The sequence below is a fragment of the Chryseobacterium sp. SORGH_AS_0447 genome, from assembly GCF_030818695.1.
Lineage (GTDB): Bacteria > Bacteroidota > Bacteroidia > Flavobacteriales > Weeksellaceae > Chryseobacterium.
The window spans coordinates 278,089-293,549 of record NZ_JAUTAR010000001.1 but is presented as its reverse complement, the minus strand read 5'-3'; the positions used below and the strand labels follow the sequence as shown (position 1 = coordinate 293,549).

The following is a 15,461-nucleotide window of genomic DNA, read 5'->3' as shown; positions in this document are numbered from 1 at the left end:
ATATAAGTCGATTTTGTTTATTCGAAATCAAATTCGTGGTTTTCCAGGATTGGTACAGCCCGTAAAAACTTATCGAATTCCTCACCGGGATAATTGCTGTCGGCACCGTAAGAATCGATCATCATTCCGATATTACCGGCATCGTCTTTTACAACGTACAGCACGGCATTATCATCCGGTGCACTCGGCCCTTCAAAACGGTAGGTTTTCACGATGGTAAGTTCATGAGGTTGGTAAACTTTGTCAGAGTTTTCAAATTTCATCTCACCATTTTCATTCATTCGGAACTCTCTGTGAACGCCTTTCTGTGTCAGTTTGGTCATAACCTGGCTTAAGGTTGTCATTTTATCAATATTTCCTGTACTGTCCATAATAATTTTTTCCGTTAAAACTGCAATAATTAAACCATTGATATACAAAACATGGTATATCTGTTTTATTCAATGCATCAAAAGGCTTATGCAACGTTAACAAAATTTATAATACCCATAAGGCGTTGGGTATACTTTTTGTAATAGCTAGTGATACATAAATCAGACAGAATATGAAAAAAGAAGTCGGAGTTTTACTGGCAGGGGGAGTAGGTCTTTTGGCAGTATTAAGTATCATAGGAATAAAAAAAATATTAGATAGAAAAGATAAAAAATACAGCGATGCCTATTCGGATTATCACCGTCATTTTGAGGGTAAAAATCATGATGACGAATATCACGGTATCGAATTTTATGCATTGAAGTAGTTACAAAATATATCCCAATTATGTTGATCCGGCACTATTACAGTGTTGGATTTTTTTGTTACAAATTGTAACGTAAAATGTAATGGTTTTCTAGAAATTACCTTTTAATTTTACATCAACAATGCAGAACGAGGATATCATAAAAGGTCAGGGCGCTCAGCGAAATGTCATCAACCGTTTCGACCGCTATACCTATGAACCGGAAGAAGAAGACTTCGAAACGGTAAAAACATCCTTCACTGAAGTTTTTCCGAAAACCATTGTTAATCAGGTAAAAAGCGAAGATCTGCCGATGGAGTATTCCATGAATCCTTACCAGGGCTGTGAGCATGGCTGCTCATACTGTTTTGCAAGACCTACCCACGAATATTGGGGATACAGCGCCGGAATCGATTTCGAAAGGAAGATCATGGTGAAGAAAAATGCACCACAGCTGCTGGAAAAGTTCTTCCAGAAAAGAGGTTACCGGCCGGCACCGATCTTACTGTCCGGAAATACCGACTGTTACCAGCCTGCAGAACGCCAGTTTGAGATCACCCGGAAAATCCTGCAGGTCTGTCTGGATTACCGGCATCCCGTGCATGTTCTCACAAAAAATGCTTTGGTGCTGAGGGATATCGATATTTTAAAACCTTTGTCGGAAAAAAATCTCGTTTCGGTTTCACTGAGCATTCCGACGATTAATGAAGAGCTGCGGCGGAAAATGGAGCCCCGCACGAGTTCTGCTAAAAATAAATTAAAAGCCATCGAAATCCTTTCGGAAAATAAAATCCCGGTAAATGTGATGGTTGCACCGATTATTCCTGGGCTGAACAGCGATGAACCGCTGTCCATACTGAAGGCTGTTTCTGAGGCAGGTGCGAAGAGTTTCGGGTATACGCTGGTACGGCTGAATGATTCTGTAGAGCCGGTTTTCGTCAATTGGATCGAACATGCTTTTCCGGACCGCGCGCAGAAGGTTTTGAACCTGATCCGGTTAATGCGCGGTGGAAAATTAGGCGAGAAAAGATATTTCGACCGGCAAAAAGGTGAAGGAAATATTGCTGAAATGATTCATAATACCTTCAAAATAGGAAGGAAAAAGTTCTTTGACGGAACAGATTTTCCAAAACTTTCAACCCAAAATTTTACAGGAGCGAAGGATCAGCAGTTGAGACTGTTTGAGTGATTTTAACATCCGTAAGTGAGGCCACTTTCATTTCTGGAACGTTAATTTTTTCTTTTAAAAAAGTGATTTCATCCATTATATCCGTTTCATCGGAAGGCTGGTCATCTTCATAAATATCCTCTATATTGACATTTAAAAGGCGAGCGATTCGTTCCCATTCTGAATCAGATATTTTAATTTTTCCTGTCTCTCTTTTCTGATATTGTGTTTGGCTTATCTTAAGATAAGTTGCCATATTCGCGTGAGAAATTTTTTAACTTTACGTATATTCAATAATTTATTTCTTCGTAGTGTCATAGAATTTTTAATAGGAAGTATTTAGTTTAGTTATATTAAATTTCAAAAAATGAAAAATTTTAAAAACTATTCTAGAATAAAACTAAGAAAGATTTATGGAGGAAAACTTCCTGTTGGTATGGGCAATTGTGGAGACGCTTGCGGTCCAAATGACGGATATTGTGAGCAGTTTGGCTTAACTTGCAGTACTTATGTTATTTCAAATAGTGATAATGGCCAAATAACAAGTTACTGCCGAAAATGTTTGTAACTAAAAATTTTAATAATTTGTATTGAGAAAACTTTTTATTTTACTTTTATTTTTTGTGGAAGCCCTATTGTTTTCGCAAAATTTGTCATTTGTTTATGAAGTGACAACAAATTCAACTCCTGATAAAAAATTATTCAAAACGGAAAATTACTTTCTTGATATTTCTGATGAGAAATCAGTTTTTAGATCAGAAAATGATAGATATTATGATTCTTTGAGAGAAAAGACGGGAAAGGGCTTAGGAACTCCTCTCGACTTTAATCAATTATATAGTCATAAAGGAAAGTCCAAAGAAGAAATATATAAAACGGTGACCATTCCTTTTGTTTTAAATACTTATGATGTTTTAATTGATGAAAAACTTGATTGGAAATTATTAAGTGATTCAGCAACTATTGCAGGTTTGAAATGTCAGAAAGCAACCGTAAATTATGGAGGAAGAACGTGGGAAGCCTGGTTTGCAAAAAGCATTGCCATTCAGGACAGGCCTTATGTATTTCATGGATTACCTGGATTAATTATACAGATTGCTGATTCAACTAATGATTTTAAATTCAGCCTTGTATATTATGCGGATAAAAAAAACAGTATGTTTTTTCCTTCGAAGAAAGGTAAAATTTTAAGCTTTACCCAATTTAAACTTTTACAAGAAAATTTTTACAGTCAACCATTTGCTGAGCTTGAAAGCAGTGGAATGAAAATAGTACATGCAGATGAAAAAGGCAATAAGTTGCCTTGGAATTCTCGTGAAATGTCGCAAAAAATGCAAAAAGTGCTGAAGGAAAATAATAATCCTATAGAGCTTAATTATAAACCTAACTTCAAATAGCAAAAATTCATTAAAAATAGAAAACCGTTCCAAAAAGAAACGGTTTTTATCATTTCAGAAAGGATCTCTATCTTAGATCGAATCATCCGGACATTCGAAATCATCGCTGCAAGCAGTACAGATTACCGTATTTCCACAAGCGTATACGCAAAATTCCGGCTCGTCGATTGGCTTAATCCCTCCGGCTCCTTTAATGTTTTTTAATTGGCTTTTGTCTAGTTTTTTTAAATTTTTCATATTGTTTGAGTTAAAAATTTGATACTAAAGTAAAGTTAATCAAAAAAATAATATATCAATGAACTGTGGTATATTTTGTTTTCTGAATTAATATAAAATTCATTTCAATGTGAATAAATAAGGCTAAATGTTTGATTGTTAGTTAGAAAATTTTTAATTTTAAAAAATAAAGCGGAATCCGAAAAGCTGGAAGAGTAGGAAAATATCAAAATCAAAAACTATGAAAAATTTCAGAAAACTTTCAAGAGAAGACAAGAAGAGTATTTCTGCAGGATCACCTCCGGCATCCTGTTTTGAAGGGGACGGACCGGGAACGGGAGGCTGCGGAGCCAATGAAATCTGTTCCGGCGGGACTTGTGTACCTTATTCACCGGGTCCGGGTGGTCCTGGAAATCCAGGCGGTGGTGGAGATACTTACACCTGTATCTGCCCGTGGGGAACGGTAGTGCAGAATACCCCATGTCCTGAATTTTATTGTATCACAGGATAGTTTTAGAAAACTATAACAGAAAAGTTTCACGTGAAACGACATCAAAATAAAACCGGGTTCAAGACCCGGTTTCTCTATTATTTTTTAATTAATCCTAATTCGATAAGTCTTTCATGAAGAAATTCGCCTGCGGTTGTATCTTCATATAATTTAGGATGATCTTCATCCACACAGTTTTCCAATGCATTCAAAGACATGGAGCTTACCGGGTGCATGAAGAACGGAATGGAATATCTTGAAGTTCCCCACAATTCCCTTGGCGGATTTACCACTCGATGGATCGTAGACTTCAGCTTGTTGTTGGTATGTCTGGATAACATATCACCTACATTAATCATCAGTTCATCCGGTTCTGCGATCGCATCGATCCATTCACCTTTGTGGTTCTGAACCTGAAGGCCTTTTCCCTGTGAACCCATTAATAAAGTAATTAAGTTGATGTCTCCGTGAGCGGCTGCTCTCACCGCATCATCCGGTTCCTCTGTGATCGGCGGATAATGGATCGGTCTTAGAATAGAGTTTCCTTCAGCAATCTTGTCATCAAAATAAAATTCATCAAGACCAAGATACAGTGCCAATGCTCTCAAAACATACTGTCCTGTTTTTTCCAGCATCTGATACGCCTCTTTTCCTACTTCATTGAACTTGGGAAGTTCTTCAACAATAACATTGTCGGGATATTCGTCTTTGTACCTGGAATCTTCAGACACGTATTGTCCGAAATGCCAGAACTCTTTCAGGTCTCCCTTTTTAAAGCCTTTTGCCGTTTCTTTACCGAAGCCGACATAACCTCGCTGTCCACCGATTCCCGGAATCTCATACTTCTGTTTCGTTTCCGTTGGCAGGTCAAAAAAGTTTTTTACCTCTCCATACAATTCCTCCACCAATTCGTCATCAAGAAAATGGCCTCTTAAGGCTACAAAACCAATTTCTTCATAAGCTTTTCCGATTTCATTTACAAATTTCTGTTTGCGTTCCGGTTCACCCGAAAGGAAATCACGCAGGTCTACACTAGGTATTTTATCCATTTTTAGAAATTTACGAATGGCTAAATTACAGATTTTTAAATTAATTTCTTTTTTGTGTTAAGCATTTATCAATTAAATTTGTACTATGAAAAAATATTCCTCCAAAAGAAGTATTCAGATACTCGCGCACCTTCTTCAGCAATACGGAATTTCAGATATCATTGTTTCTCCCGGATCCAGAAATGCACCTTTGGCGATTCATTTTTCAGAGATCGACAGTTTCAACTGTTACAGTATTGTAGATGAAAGAAGTGCTGCTTTTGTAGGGGTAGGCATGGCAATGAGCGAGAAAAAACCGGTGGCCATTACCTGTACCAGCGGTTCTGCGGCGGCAAATTATTATCCTGCCGTTACGGAAGCTTTTTATTCCAATATTCCGTTGTTGATACTTACTGCAGACCGGCCGATGGATTATGTGGATATTTTCGATGGGCAAACCATCAGGCAGAACAATATTTTTCATCAGCATTCGTACGGTGATTTCCAGCTGCTGGAAGACGGAAAAGAAAACGCGGAAGACCATAATTTCGGTATTATTAAAACCGCGATTGAGCTGTGTATCGAAAAGCAGGGGCCGGTGCACATCAATATCCCGTTGGAAGAGCCTTTGTACGAATTGATTTCCGAGCTTCCGACGTTTCCGACAGTAGAAAAAACCATCAGACAAAAAGAATACGAAATCCCTTCCCATCTGGTAGCTGAGTGGAATACCTCCCAAAGAATCATGATTCTGGTAGGAACCAAAGACCACAGTCCCGAACTGGAAAACCAACTGACGCAGCTGGTAAAAAACCATACTGTGGTAGTGTTGAGCGAAGCCAATTCAAACCTCTATCACGAAAAGTTCTTCAGGCATATCGACCGGTATGTCTTTAATTTTACGGAAGAGGATTTTAAGATGTATGCGCCGGATTTACTGATTACGGTAGGACAGAATGTAGTTTCCAAAAAAGTAAAGCAGTTCCTGCGAAAGGCAAAACCAAAACAGCACTGGCACCTGGACCCGGTGTGGCAGCCGGACACGTATTTTGCTTTAACCGAAAAAATAGAGGTGAAGCCGGAAGCATTCTTTTCCAAGCTGCTGAATTTCATTAATCTTGAGCCGAGGCCTTATTTCAATCTCTGGGATGTCCTGCGGGATAAGAAAGATGCCAAGCATGAAAAGTTTTTAAACTCGGTTGATTTCTCCGATTTCTATTTTTTCCATAAAACTACCCAGACGGTTCCTGAGAATTATAATATCCATTTCAGCAACAGTTCGGCCATCCGGTATGCGCAGCTGTTTGATTATGGCAAGAGAAGAATTTACTGCAACCGGGGGACAAGCGGGATCGACGGCTCCACCTCAACGGCAATGGGTTTCGCGATTAAAAATGCTGGTCCGACTTTACTGATCACGGGGGATCTGAGTTTTTTCTATGATATCAACGGGCTTTGGAATCAGTACATTCCGCCGTTTGTAAGAATCATCATTTTCAATAACGGAGAAGGAAATATTTTTAAAATTATTCCGGGGCCGGGAAATGCCAATCCAAATACATTGGATGAATTCATTGCTACGAAACATCACAAAAATGCCGAACATCTGGCAAAGCATTTCGGATTTTCTTATACAAAAGTAGATGAAGAAGTCACTCTAGACCGCGTGCTGGAAAATTTCTTCAAACCGGATACGCAGCCTAAAATCCTGGAAGTAAATACGCAGGCAATGCATAATGCAGATATTCAGAAAGCATATTTCAACTTTTTAAAGGAAAATTAAAGATCCTGATATTCTTCATTTCCCGGCAGATTAATAATTCTGCCGATAGGATAAATGAAATTTTCGTCAAAATCATTCAATGCATTGATCATCTGGAAATGGGAAAATTCCTTCAGGTTTTGAAGGGTGATTTCCGTTTCCTTGATTTTTTTGTTCTTCAGGAGGTGTTGTCTTTGCACCCCGTTCAGAAGATAGGTAGAAGGGGTAAACCAATCCTTGCCTTTTTTGAATAGAAGGTTGCTGTATGAAGTATCCGTAATATGGTTATTTTTTACGATAATGATTTCTTCCGCTTTGGATTTCATCTTCATTTTTTCCAGCTCTTTCCGGTCTTCGGACTTGAAAGAATAGTCGAAGCTGTTGTTTTCTACCAGCTGGAAATCCTGCAGTTCGGGAATGGCGTAAGGAATCATCTGGGTGCGAACCTTTTTATCCAGGTCATAGACGATCCTCAGCTTGAAAAGCCCGTCTTCGTCATGTTCCAGATGTTTATAAATCTTTGCCAGGTCTACGGAGCCTTCTTTCCCGAAATGGGCGAAAGTGTTGTCTACACGCTTCTGGTGAAATTCCAATAAAAAAATTTCCTGGTCTTCTACTTTAATGCTTTCAATGAATTGGGACATAGATTTTATTTTTCATTTCCTGATACTCGTCTTCTAACCTGCTCATGTGGGTAATTCCGCCGCCGCTTTTAAAATAGAGCTCGTCGCCTTCTTTTTCTATATAACGGATCATCACGCAGCTATCCGTATTTTCTCCGTCGAACCAGCCGCAGACTCCTGTGTAATAACCTCTCTCATAACCTTCCGCTTCAAGAATGATCTCCAGCGTTTTCGGTTTCGGGGCACCTAAAATAGAACCGGCAGGAAGCAGCTTTTTCATTAGGCTTCCCAGTTTCCCTTCAAATTCAGGTTTTATATCCCCTGAAATTTCGGAACTCATGGCATAGAGATCTTTTTGTTTGGTTTTAATGAAATCAATGTATTGAAATTTCTCAACCTTTACATCGTCTGCCACCATGCTGAGATCGTTTCGGAGTAAATCTACCACCGTGTAATGTTCTGCTTTTTCCTTTCTGTCATTTTTAAGGATTTCCGCTGCATTGTCCAAAGACGCATCGATAGTGCCTTTCATGGGATAGGTAAAAATTTTTCCGTCTGTGATTTTCACAAAAGTTTCAGGAGAAAAAAATACGAAAAAATCTTTATAAAAAACTTTATATTTCGCCGATGAATGAAAAAAAATTTCTTCCAGCGTTAAATTGGTCTCGATCTTTGTTTTCCGGGTATAATTGACGAGATAGGAATTTCCGAAGCGGATATTTTTCTGAACCTTATCGAAGCCTATTTTAAAATGCTCCAGCGTTTCGGGATAAGATTTCCATTCCACTTTTTTCTGCAGCGGATGATCGGTTTTTGTTGTTGAAAAGTTTTGAAAGTCAATCAATAAACCTGATTTTTCTATTTCATGTTCCTGAAAGATGTTGACGTTTTCCGTAAGGAAATCGATAATGAAAAAGTAGGGAACCTTCCGGACCGAAAGTTCGTCCATTTCCATAAATTTTTGATGATTCACTGAAAACATTCCGCAAAAGTAATTATTGATGTTTACTTTTGCACAAAATATTTTTAATGGACAACAAATATCCGCAGAAACCGGGATTGGATTTTATATTGAAGCAGGCATTTTTCTACTGGAACAAAACGTTGGTTTTTCAGCTGATGTTTTCCATCATGTACTTTGGAATTTTCCTTACCGTATTTTTTATGTGTGACATGAAGTATGGAATTATGGGAGAATTTAATGAAGTTGGGAAATATATGCAGGACGGGATGAAAGCCTATGTGGAGCAGCTCAATAAGCTGGTTGTTACCGATAATTATCAGAATTTCTCCCTTTGGATTATGGGGACCACAATTTTCCTGTATCCTCTGAATCTGGGTTTTTTCCAGATCTACAGGAAAATGGATACCGGCGAAAAGCCAGCGCTTAGTGATCTGTTTGCTGGATATAACGGACTGAACTTCTTCAGATATATTTCCTATTATATTTTCTGGTATTTTATTTACCGGTTTACTTTCCCAACGATTATTCTTGCCGTGGCATGGGTGTGCATCACCATATTTGTAGCGCCGATGATGTTCTTTATGAATAAAACGATCTTCGAATCGCTTTCTCTAAGCTTTAAAGCGCTGAAAATGTATTTCCTGGAGATCCTTGTCTGCGTCATGGTTGCCACGATTTTCAAATATATCGGCTTTGGTTTGTTTCTGGTTGGCGGACTGTTTACCTTTCCTTTCTGGAATGCCGTTATTTATTCATTATACAAAACTATATTTTCAGAGAAGGTATAAATTTCATGGGTTTTTAATGTTGTTAATGCTCAAAAAAAGTTAAATTTGGTACAATCACATTAAAAATTTAAACACCATGTCAGAATTTAATGAATTTGACCAACAGGGCTCTGCTCCTGAAAGGAATATGGGAGCTATTATCTCTCATGCATTCGAAATGTATAAAGGCGTATTTCTATATGCCGTTGTCGCAATGATCATCTACAGTATTTTAGCGACAGTTATTCAGTGGCTTACCGGAATGAATTCCACGGCTATGCTTGAAGAAATGCGTGATTCGGGAGACTATTCAAGGTTTTCTGCTTTCAATGCGCCGGGTTTTCCCCTGTATTTGACCTTGTCCGGAATTTCGGGACTTCTGCTTTCTCCCCTCTATGTGGGATTGATTTACATGATCAACAAATACAACACGAAAAATCCTATTGAATTTTCGGATCTGTTTATCGGATACCGCCAGAATTTTGTAAATATTTTAATCTATGCTTTGTTATCAGGGATTATTTCATCCATTGCGCTTTTCCTTTGTGTATTGCCAATTATTTTTGTATATCCCCTGCTGATGCTGGGATATCCGATTTTGCTGTTTGAAAATGCTTCTGCTACAGAGGCTTTAGGAAAGTCATTTAATATTGCCAAAGAAAATTACGGGGTTTTTCTTGGCGCAACATTTGTAGGGTTTCTGCTGTCAATGGCCGGAATCGTGCTGTGCTTCATCGGGATTATCCTTACAGCACCGTTCATCTTTGCCGTGATGTATTCCCTCTATTGTGCCTATTTAGGAAAACCCAGACAAATAATTTTGAATAAATGATGAATAAAGATCAGCAAATCAGCAGCGTTAAAATCAAGCAGGTTTTTCTGCTTGCCATAATTTTAGTTTTGGCAGGCTTAATCTGCTTCAACCTCGCCCTTTTTATCCCTTCCGTTTTAGGAGCTATTACCATCTATGTCTTATGTCGGAAGTATAATTTTTATTTACAGGAAGAGAAAAAATGGAAGCCATGGGCTGCTTCTTTGACGCTGATGGGTGCCAGTCTGATCGTACTTATTCTTCCTATTTATTTTATCGGGGATCTTCTTATCGAGAAGCTTGGAAATGCCCAGGCTTACATGGAAAAGTTTAATGTTTTTCTTGAAAAGATCCATACCTACATCTACTCAAAATTCAAATTTGATATTTTAAGCAAAGAAAATATGAACAAGCTGAAGAGCAGTGTTGGACAGTATTCAACAAAAGCACTCAGCGGGACGGTAAATACGCTTACTATTGTAGCTTCCATGTATTTCATTCTTTATTTCATGCTGGAAAAACCCCGTTTTTTTGAAAGAATTCTTTCATCAGCAGCGCCTCTTAAAAGATCCAATGTATCTCTGATTGGCGAAAAAATGAGAAAACTGATTCTGGCCAATGCTATCGGAATTCCTGTAGTGGCTCTCGGTCAGGGTATTGTCGCCTTGGTAGGGTATTTCATATTTGATGCTCCAAGCCCGGTACTATTATTTGCGCTTACTGCAGCAACTTCTATGATTCCGGTAGTCGGTGCCGCTATTGTATACGGCCCGGTCTGCATTTTTATGATTGCGGAAGGTGATATGGGAACCGGACTCGGATTAGCTGCTTACTGTATGGTCGTAGTTGGTTTAACGGATAATGTATTGCGTTTTACCTTATTAAAAAAACTGGAAGATATCCATCCTTTGAATACGGTTTTCGGAATCATTATGGGGATGAATTTATTCGGTTTCATGGGACTGGTTTTCGGGCCGATCATGGTTTCACTTACCTTGCTTCTGATCCAGGTGTACCGGAATGAATTTTCCGACGACGATACGCCTGAACTGGAGCTGCCGGATAAAAATAAAGAGTTGGAAACGAAAATTGATTTAATAGTATAAAAACAGAATATGCAGGACGGAATTAACCCGGAAATATTGAAAGAAATCTGTATCGTAAAAATGCCCTTCGGAAAATATCAGGGAACTGTGCTTGCCGATCTGCCGATAAGTTACTTAGAATGGTTTCAACGGACCGGAATGCCCAAAGGCAAACTGGGAATGCAGCTGGCAACGGTTTATGAAATCAAGTTAAACGGCTTAACGGAATTATTGATTCCTATCCGCTCAGCAGTAAGGAATCAGCGATAAGTTTAATTTAAGTTTAAAAATATTTAAATAACCCAACATTTTAAAGAATGTCGGGTTATTTTTATTTGCTTTTGATTTTACAATAACAATAAAATCAATAATCTAAATAGTAAACAAAAAAGAGACTGAAAACCAGTCTCTTTTTATCTATTCTTTCAGTGCTGCAATTTCATCCCTCAATTTAGCCGCTTTAATGAAATCGAGGTTTTTGGCAGCCATTTCCATTTCTTTCTGTTTCTGGGAAATGACTTTTTCCATGTCTTCAGAAGTGTAACTGGCCTTGGCTTCAGCCACCTTTTGAAGAATTTCCTTCTGGGTGTATTTTTCATCCGGGAAGTCCTTGCTTCTTCCGACCAGGCTTTCCGAAATCTTTTTATTTAATGCTACCGGAACCATTCCATGCTCCTCGTTGTACTGCATCTGCTTGGCCCGGCGGTAGTCGGTCTCATCCAGGGTGGCCTGCATCGATTTGGTAATCTTATCGGCATACATAATGGCCCTTCCGTTAAGGTTACGGGCAGCACGACCTACCGTTTGGATCATTGACCGGCGGCTTCTCAGCATCCCTTCCTTATCGGCATCCAGGATAGCAACCAGGGAAACTTCCGGTAAATCCAGACCTTCCCTCAACAGGTTTACCCCGATCAGCACATCGAAAAGCCCTACCCGCAGGTCCTGCATGATCTGGATCCGTTCCAGGGTTTCGACATCCGAGTGAATGTATCTTGTTCTGATCCCGAATTTGGTGAAGTATTTCGTCAGTTCTTCCGCCATCTTTTTTGTCAGCGTCGTTACCAGAACTCTTTCGTCAAGATCTGCTCTTTTTTGGATTTCTTCCATCAGATCATCAATCTGGTTGATGGTTGGCCGGATTTCGATAATCGGATCTAAAAGTCCGGTTGGCCGGATGATCTGTTCGATATAAGCACCTCCCGTTTTCTCCAGTTCATAGTCTGCCGGGGTCGCTGAAACGTAAATCACCTGATTCTGGATGGCCTCGAATTCCTCGAATTTCAATGGTCGGTTGTCCATGGCGGCCGGAAGTCTGAAACCGTATTCCACTAAGGCTTCCTTCCGGCTTCGGTCGCCTCCGTACATCGCGTGAACCTGCGGTACCGTCACGTGGCTTTCATCGATCACCATCAGGTAATCTTTCGGAAAATAATCCAGCAGGCAGAAAGGCCTCGTTCCCGGAAGCCGGCCGTCGAGATACCTGGAATAGTTCTCAATACCGGAACAGTAACCTAATTCTTTAATCATCTCAAGGTCAAGCTCGGTTCTTTCCTGTAATCTTTTGGCTTCCAGCGGTTTTTCAATGGAACTGAAAAAATCCACCTGTTTTACCAAATCGTCCTGAATATTCCGGATGGCTCCGTTCAGGGTTTCTTTTGATGTTACGAAAAGATTGGCCGGATAAATCTGGATCTGTTCAAAATTGCCCGTTACGTTTCCTGAAACCGGGTCAAAACTCTGGATCTTTTCGATTTCGTCTCCAAAAAACTGGATTCTGATGGCATTGTCTGCATACGCCGGAAATACATCGATCACATCTCCTTTCACACGGAATGTACCCCGCTGAAACTCATTAAGTGTCCTCGAATACAAGGCATTCACCAAAGCATGCAACAGGGCAGTCCGGGTTACCTTTTCTCCGATAGCGATAGAGATCAGGGATTTGTGAAATTCCGTTGGGTTTCCGATACCGTAAATGCAGGAAACGGAAGCAACGATAAGGACATCCCTTCGGCCTGAAAGGAGGCTCGCCGTGGCCGAAAGCCTCAGCTTCTCCACTTCTTCGTTGATGCTCAGGTCTTTCTCGATATAGGTTCCGGAAGTCGCAATATAGGCTTCCGGCTGGTAGTAATCGTAGTAACTTACAAAGTATTCTACGGCATTTTCCGGGAAGAATTCTTTGAACTCCATAAACAGCTGAGCGGCCAGTGTTTTATTATGAGCCAACACCAAGGTAGGTTTCTGCACATTCTGTATAACATTAGCCACGGTGAAGGTTTTACCGGATCCGGTTACCCCCAGCAGCGTCTGGTATTTTTCACCGATCTGTATGCCTTCGGTAAGCTTTTCAATAGCTTGCGGCTGGTCTCCGGTAGGTTTATATTCTGATTGAAGTTTAAAATTCATAAAATTTGTGATGTTATCCTAACAAAAATACGAAAGAATTATTTGGCATTCAACCATACGATGGATCTTAATTTATATTTTGATGATTCATTTTATTTATCATCTGTTAAATAAAAAAGCATCCCGGTTTGGGATGCTTGTCTGTTTATTCAAATGACATGGTTAATGGCAGTCGCATGGCGTAATTTACAGGTCTTCCATCTTTTTCAGCAGGCTTCCAAGTGACATTTTCATTGGCTTTTTTAAATGAGATCAATGCTTCATTATTAAAAGACTCATTATTTCCTGCGACTTTTACATCCACTACATTTCCAACTTCGTTTACGGTAAACATAATATCGGCTCTTGATAATCCTTTCGGTTTTTTAGCTTCCAGTCTGGAGCCCTCGAATAATTTTGCAACTTTGTTTCTCAGTTCATTCATTCCGCCCGGAAATTGCGGAAGCTGTGTAGGATCATTTGTTGAATTGGACACCGTTTCCTGATTTAGATTTGTGTTTTTACCTTCCTGAGGCCGGATGGTATCCTGAATCTTTTTTTCTTCGGTGATATTTCCGATTAATTCTTTAGGAATTTCAGGTGCTTCAGGAATATCGTATTTTGTGGCTTCTGGACTGTTGTTTTCCTGAGTTCGTACTGCCGGACTGAGATCATTGCCTGAAATTTTTTCCCGGGCTTCCTGAATCATCTTTTCAATCGGGTGGGCATAGGTTTTTTCAGCAAATAATCCGAAAGCAATCAGCAAAGCAGGAATACTGATGGCTTTTTTCACTGGGGCCCATTTGGACTTTTTGGTGTTCATCATAATAAATCGTTTTTTGGTGTTGTTAAAATTGAATGTATGCGTAAGGTTATAATCTTGACTGGAAATGATTTCATCCAGTATTAAATTCTGATAGTCTTTTACGTTAAAATGATTCTTTAAGACCGATTCATCGGCCAGGAATTCGTGATTGATCCGAATGGCTTTTTTATAAAAATAAACTGCGGGATTGAACCAGGTGAAAGCTTTTACGATTTCAACCATCATAAGATCAATGCTGTGTTTTTGTTCCAGGTGGCTTTTTTCGTGCAGAAAAATCCTGTCGTCCATTTGCTGATCAGTGAAATAACTTCTCCCCAGATAGATTGTATTCCAAAAACTGAAAGGCGGAATATTTTTCTCCGTTACCAGAAGTTCCCGATTTTGATAAATAATCTTTTCGCCTTTCAAATTATTGATTTTCAGAAACGAAGCAATTATTCTGCTTAAAAATATAAAGGTTATGATTCCATAGATTATCCAGATCAAATTAACAAGGTTGAAATCATTCTGCACGGGCGTAAGATCCAGAATCTGCTGGGTGCTCTCGAAGGCGGTCTGTAGACGATTTGTCGGTTTCGGCGATTCCGTACTGATCGAAATAAAAGGAACCGTACAGGAAAACAACAGCGAAAATAACAGATAGATCCTGTTGAACCTATACATTTTTTCCTTCTGCAAAAAATAATAGTAAAACGCAATCAGCAGGGTAGAGCACAGTATAATTTTAAAAAGGATTATCATTTTTCATCAATTTGACGGTCGATAATTTCACGGAGTTCTTTCAGCTGTTTCTGGGAAAACTTTGCATTCGAGGTAAAAAATGAAGCAAACTGGGTGACGGAACTGTTGAAAAAACGGTCAATCATGGAAGACATTTCTTCTTTGAAATATTCCCCTTTCTCGATTTTCGGAAAGTATTCGCGGGAATTTCCATATAATTTATAGCCGACAAAATCTTTGTTCTGCATTCTTTTCAGCAGCGTGGCAATGGTGGTGGTCGCCGGTTTCGGCTCGGGATAAGATTCCAGAATATCTTTCATGAATGCTTTTTCTTTTTCCCAAAGAATATCCATGAGGTCTTTTTCGGAATCGGTAAGTTTTATTTCTTTCATATTCTACATGTTAATATTTTGTTCTACAAATGTAGAATAAAATTCTGAACTGCCAAATTTTTATGGCATTATTTTTCCATCCATTACGGGAACCATCAAATCTAAT

General features: G+C 39.2%; 19 protein-coding genes. 10 read left to right on the top strand and 9 right to left on the bottom strand.

Annotation, left to right across the window (positions count from 1 at the left end):
- Positions 1-17: 17 nt before the first annotated feature.
- The gene (locus QE422_RS01380) at positions 18-371 is read right to left on the bottom strand and encodes a hypothetical protein (protein WP_307454561.1); all 354 of its coding nucleotides are present in this window, start codon (positions 369-371) and stop codon (positions 18-20) included.
- Positions 372-544: 173 nt separating this feature from the next.
- On the opposite strand from QE422_RS01380, the gene QE422_RS01375 reads away from it, so the two are divergent.
- Positions 545-739 carry a hypothetical protein gene (locus tag QE422_RS01375; protein ID WP_307454559.1) on the top strand — a complete coding sequence of 65 codons (195 nt, stop codon included), beginning with the start codon at positions 545-547 and terminating at the stop codon, positions 737-739.
- A 121-nt stretch (positions 740-860) separates the two neighbouring features.
- Complete coding sequence (locus QE422_RS01370; protein ID WP_307454557.1) at positions 861-1,907, top strand: PA0069 family radical SAM protein; 1,047 nt, start codon at positions 861-863, stop codon at positions 1,905-1,907.
- On the opposite strand, the gene QE422_RS01365 is transcribed toward QE422_RS01370, so the two are convergent.
- Positions 1,867-2,142 (bottom strand): helix-turn-helix transcriptional regulator, encoded by a 276-nt coding sequence (locus QE422_RS01365; RefSeq protein WP_307454555.1) that lies wholly within the window; start codon positions 2,140-2,142, stop codon positions 1,867-1,869. The genes QE422_RS01370 and QE422_RS01365 overlap by 41 nt on opposite strands.
- Before the next feature lie 111 nt (positions 2,143-2,253).
- Between QE422_RS01365 and QE422_RS01360 the strand changes: the two genes are divergently transcribed.
- Together QE422_RS01360 and QE422_RS01355 are read left to right on the top strand one after the other, a co-directional pair.
- Positions 2,254-2,454 carry a hypothetical protein gene (locus QE422_RS01360; protein WP_307454554.1) on the top strand — a complete coding sequence of 67 codons (201 nt, stop codon included), beginning with the start codon at positions 2,254-2,256 and terminating at the stop codon, positions 2,452-2,454.
- 22 nt (positions 2,455-2,476) lie between these two features.
- Positions 2,477-3,283, top strand: a complete 807-nt coding sequence (locus QE422_RS01355; protein WP_307454552.1) for a GLPGLI family protein — start codon at positions 2,477-2,479, stop codon at positions 3,281-3,283.
- A gap of 72 nt (positions 3,284-3,355) precedes the next feature.
- On the opposite strand, the gene QE422_RS01350 is transcribed toward QE422_RS01355, so the two are convergent.
- A complete protein-coding gene (locus QE422_RS01350; RefSeq protein ID WP_307454550.1) occupies positions 3,356-3,520 on the bottom strand; it encodes a hypothetical protein in 165 nt (54 codons plus the stop codon).
- 220 nt (positions 3,521-3,740) lie between these two features.
- On the opposite strand from QE422_RS01350, the gene QE422_RS01345 reads away from it, so the two are divergent.
- On the top strand, positions 3,741-4,010 hold the full coding sequence (locus tag QE422_RS01345) for a hypothetical protein (protein ID WP_294199215.1): 270 nt from the start codon (positions 3,741-3,743) through the stop codon (positions 4,008-4,010).
- 77 nt (positions 4,011-4,087) lie between these two features.
- On the opposite strand, the gene QE422_RS01340 is transcribed toward QE422_RS01345, so the two are convergent.
- Complete coding sequence (locus QE422_RS01340; RefSeq protein WP_307454548.1) at positions 4,088-5,038, bottom strand: isopenicillin N synthase family oxygenase; 951 nt, start codon at positions 5,036-5,038, stop codon at positions 4,088-4,090.
- An 85-nt stretch (positions 5,039-5,123) separates the two neighbouring features.
- Between QE422_RS01340 and menD the strand changes: the two genes are divergently transcribed.
- The gene (gene menD, locus QE422_RS01335) at positions 5,124-6,800 is read left to right on the top strand and encodes a 2-succinyl-5-enolpyruvyl-6-hydroxy-3-cyclohexene-1-carboxylic-acid synthase (protein WP_307454547.1); all 1,677 of its coding nucleotides are present in this window, start codon (positions 5,124-5,126) and stop codon (positions 6,798-6,800) included.
- Here the strand turns inward: menD and QE422_RS01330 are convergent.
- Together QE422_RS01330 and QE422_RS01325 are read right to left on the bottom strand one after the other, a co-directional pair.
- Complete coding sequence (locus QE422_RS01330) at positions 6,797-7,423, bottom strand: aminotransferase class IV (RefSeq protein ID WP_307454545.1); 627 nt, start codon at positions 7,421-7,423, stop codon at positions 6,797-6,799. The genes menD and QE422_RS01330 overlap by 4 nt on opposite strands.
- Positions 7,407-8,384: an aminodeoxychorismate synthase component I gene (locus QE422_RS01325; RefSeq protein ID WP_307454544.1), complete on the bottom strand. Its 978-nt coding sequence runs from the start codon at positions 8,382-8,384 to the stop codon at positions 7,407-7,409. Before QE422_RS01325 ends, QE422_RS01330 begins: the two co-directional genes overlap by 17 nt.
- Before the next feature lie 47 nt (positions 8,385-8,431).
- Here QE422_RS01325 and QE422_RS01320 point away from each other — a divergent pair, with 47 nt between their 5' ends.
- The 4 genes from QE422_RS01320 to QE422_RS01305 all read left to right on the top strand — a co-directional run bounded on the left by QE422_RS01320 (position 8,432) and on the right by QE422_RS01305 (position 11,299).
- Positions 8,432-9,154, top strand: coding sequence for a hypothetical protein (locus QE422_RS01320; protein WP_307454542.1), 723 nt, complete (start codon positions 8,432-8,434; stop codon positions 9,152-9,154).
- Positions 9,155-9,230: 76 nt separating this feature from the next.
- Positions 9,231-9,965, top strand: coding sequence for a beta-carotene 15,15'-monooxygenase (locus QE422_RS01315; protein WP_307454540.1), 735 nt, complete (start codon positions 9,231-9,233; stop codon positions 9,963-9,965).
- Positions 9,962-11,050 carry an AI-2E family transporter gene (locus QE422_RS01310; RefSeq protein ID WP_307454539.1) on the top strand — a complete coding sequence of 363 codons (1,089 nt, stop codon included), beginning with the start codon at positions 9,962-9,964 and terminating at the stop codon, positions 11,048-11,050. The genes QE422_RS01315 and QE422_RS01310 overlap by 4 nt, the downstream gene beginning before the upstream one ends.
- A gap of 21 nt (positions 11,051-11,071) precedes the next feature.
- Entirely contained in the window at positions 11,072-11,299 is a 228-nt protein-coding gene (locus QE422_RS01305) for a DUF3820 family protein (RefSeq protein ID WP_294199340.1), read from the top strand.
- A 147-nt stretch (positions 11,300-11,446) separates the two neighbouring features.
- Here the strand turns inward: QE422_RS01305 and uvrB are convergent, their stop codons facing one another.
- The 3 genes from uvrB to QE422_RS01290 form a co-directional block, all read right to left on the bottom strand.
- Complete coding sequence (gene uvrB / locus QE422_RS01300) at positions 11,447-13,438, bottom strand: excinuclease ABC subunit UvrB (RefSeq protein ID WP_307454538.1); 1,992 nt, start codon at positions 13,436-13,438, stop codon at positions 11,447-11,449.
- Between the two features lie 145 nt (positions 13,439-13,583).
- A complete protein-coding gene (locus tag QE422_RS01295; protein WP_307454536.1) occupies positions 13,584-14,984 on the bottom strand; it encodes a M56 family metallopeptidase in 1,401 nt (466 codons plus the stop codon).
- Positions 14,981-15,355 (bottom strand): BlaI/MecI/CopY family transcriptional regulator, encoded by a 375-nt coding sequence (locus tag QE422_RS01290; RefSeq protein ID WP_307454534.1) that lies wholly within the window; start codon positions 15,353-15,355, stop codon positions 14,981-14,983. The genes QE422_RS01295 and QE422_RS01290 overlap by 4 nt, the downstream gene beginning before the upstream one ends.
- Positions 15,356-15,461 lie beyond the last annotated feature (106 nt).

Coding starts and splice junctions, on each gene's coding strand:
- QE422_RS01380 (WP_307454561.1), bottom strand. CDS start 371: ATGGACAGTACAGGAAATATTGATAAAATGACAACCTTAAGCCAGGTT.
- QE422_RS01375 (WP_307454559.1), top strand. CDS start 545: ATGAAAAAAGAAGTCGGAGTTTTACTGGCAGGGGGAGTAGGTCTTTTG.
- QE422_RS01370 (WP_307454557.1), top strand. CDS start 861: ATGCAGAACGAGGATATCATAAAAGGTCAGGGCGCTCAGCGAAATGTC.
- QE422_RS01365 (WP_307454555.1), bottom strand. CDS start 2,142: ATGGCAACTTATCTTAAGATAAGCCAAACACAATATCAGAAAAGAGAG.
- QE422_RS01360 (WP_307454554.1), top strand. CDS start 2,254: ATGAAAAATTTTAAAAACTATTCTAGAATAAAACTAAGAAAGATTTAT.
- QE422_RS01350 (WP_307454550.1), bottom strand. CDS start 3,520: ATGAAAAATTTAAAAAAACTAGACAAAAGCCAATTAAAAAACATTAAA.
- QE422_RS01345 (WP_294199215.1), top strand. CDS start 3,741: ATGAAAAATTTCAGAAAACTTTCAAGAGAAGACAAGAAGAGTATTTCT.
- QE422_RS01340 (WP_307454548.1), bottom strand. CDS start 5,038: ATGGATAAAATACCTAGTGTAGACCTGCGTGATTTCCTTTCGGGTGAA.
- menD (WP_307454547.1), top strand. CDS start 5,124: ATGAAAAAATATTCCTCCAAAAGAAGTATTCAGATACTCGCGCACCTT.
- QE422_RS01330 (WP_307454545.1), bottom strand. CDS start 7,423: ATGTCCCAATTCATTGAAAGCATTAAAGTAGAAGACCAGGAAATTTTT.
- QE422_RS01325 (WP_307454544.1), bottom strand. CDS start 8,384: ATGTTTTCAGTGAATCATCAAAAATTTATGGAAATGGACGAACTTTCG.
- QE422_RS01320 (WP_307454542.1), top strand. CDS start 8,432: ATGGACAACAAATATCCGCAGAAACCGGGATTGGATTTTATATTGAAG.
- QE422_RS01315 (WP_307454540.1), top strand. CDS start 9,231: ATGTCAGAATTTAATGAATTTGACCAACAGGGCTCTGCTCCTGAAAGG.
- QE422_RS01310 (WP_307454539.1), top strand. CDS start 9,962: ATGATGAATAAAGATCAGCAAATCAGCAGCGTTAAAATCAAGCAGGTT.
- uvrB (WP_307454538.1), bottom strand. CDS start 13,438: ATGAATTTTAAACTTCAATCAGAATATAAACCTACCGGAGACCAGCCG.
- QE422_RS01295 (WP_307454536.1), bottom strand. CDS start 14,984: ATGATAATCCTTTTTAAAATTATACTGTGCTCTACCCTGCTGATTGCG.
- QE422_RS01290 (WP_307454534.1), bottom strand. CDS start 15,355: ATGAAAGAAATAAAACTTACCGATTCCGAAAAAGACCTCATGGATATT.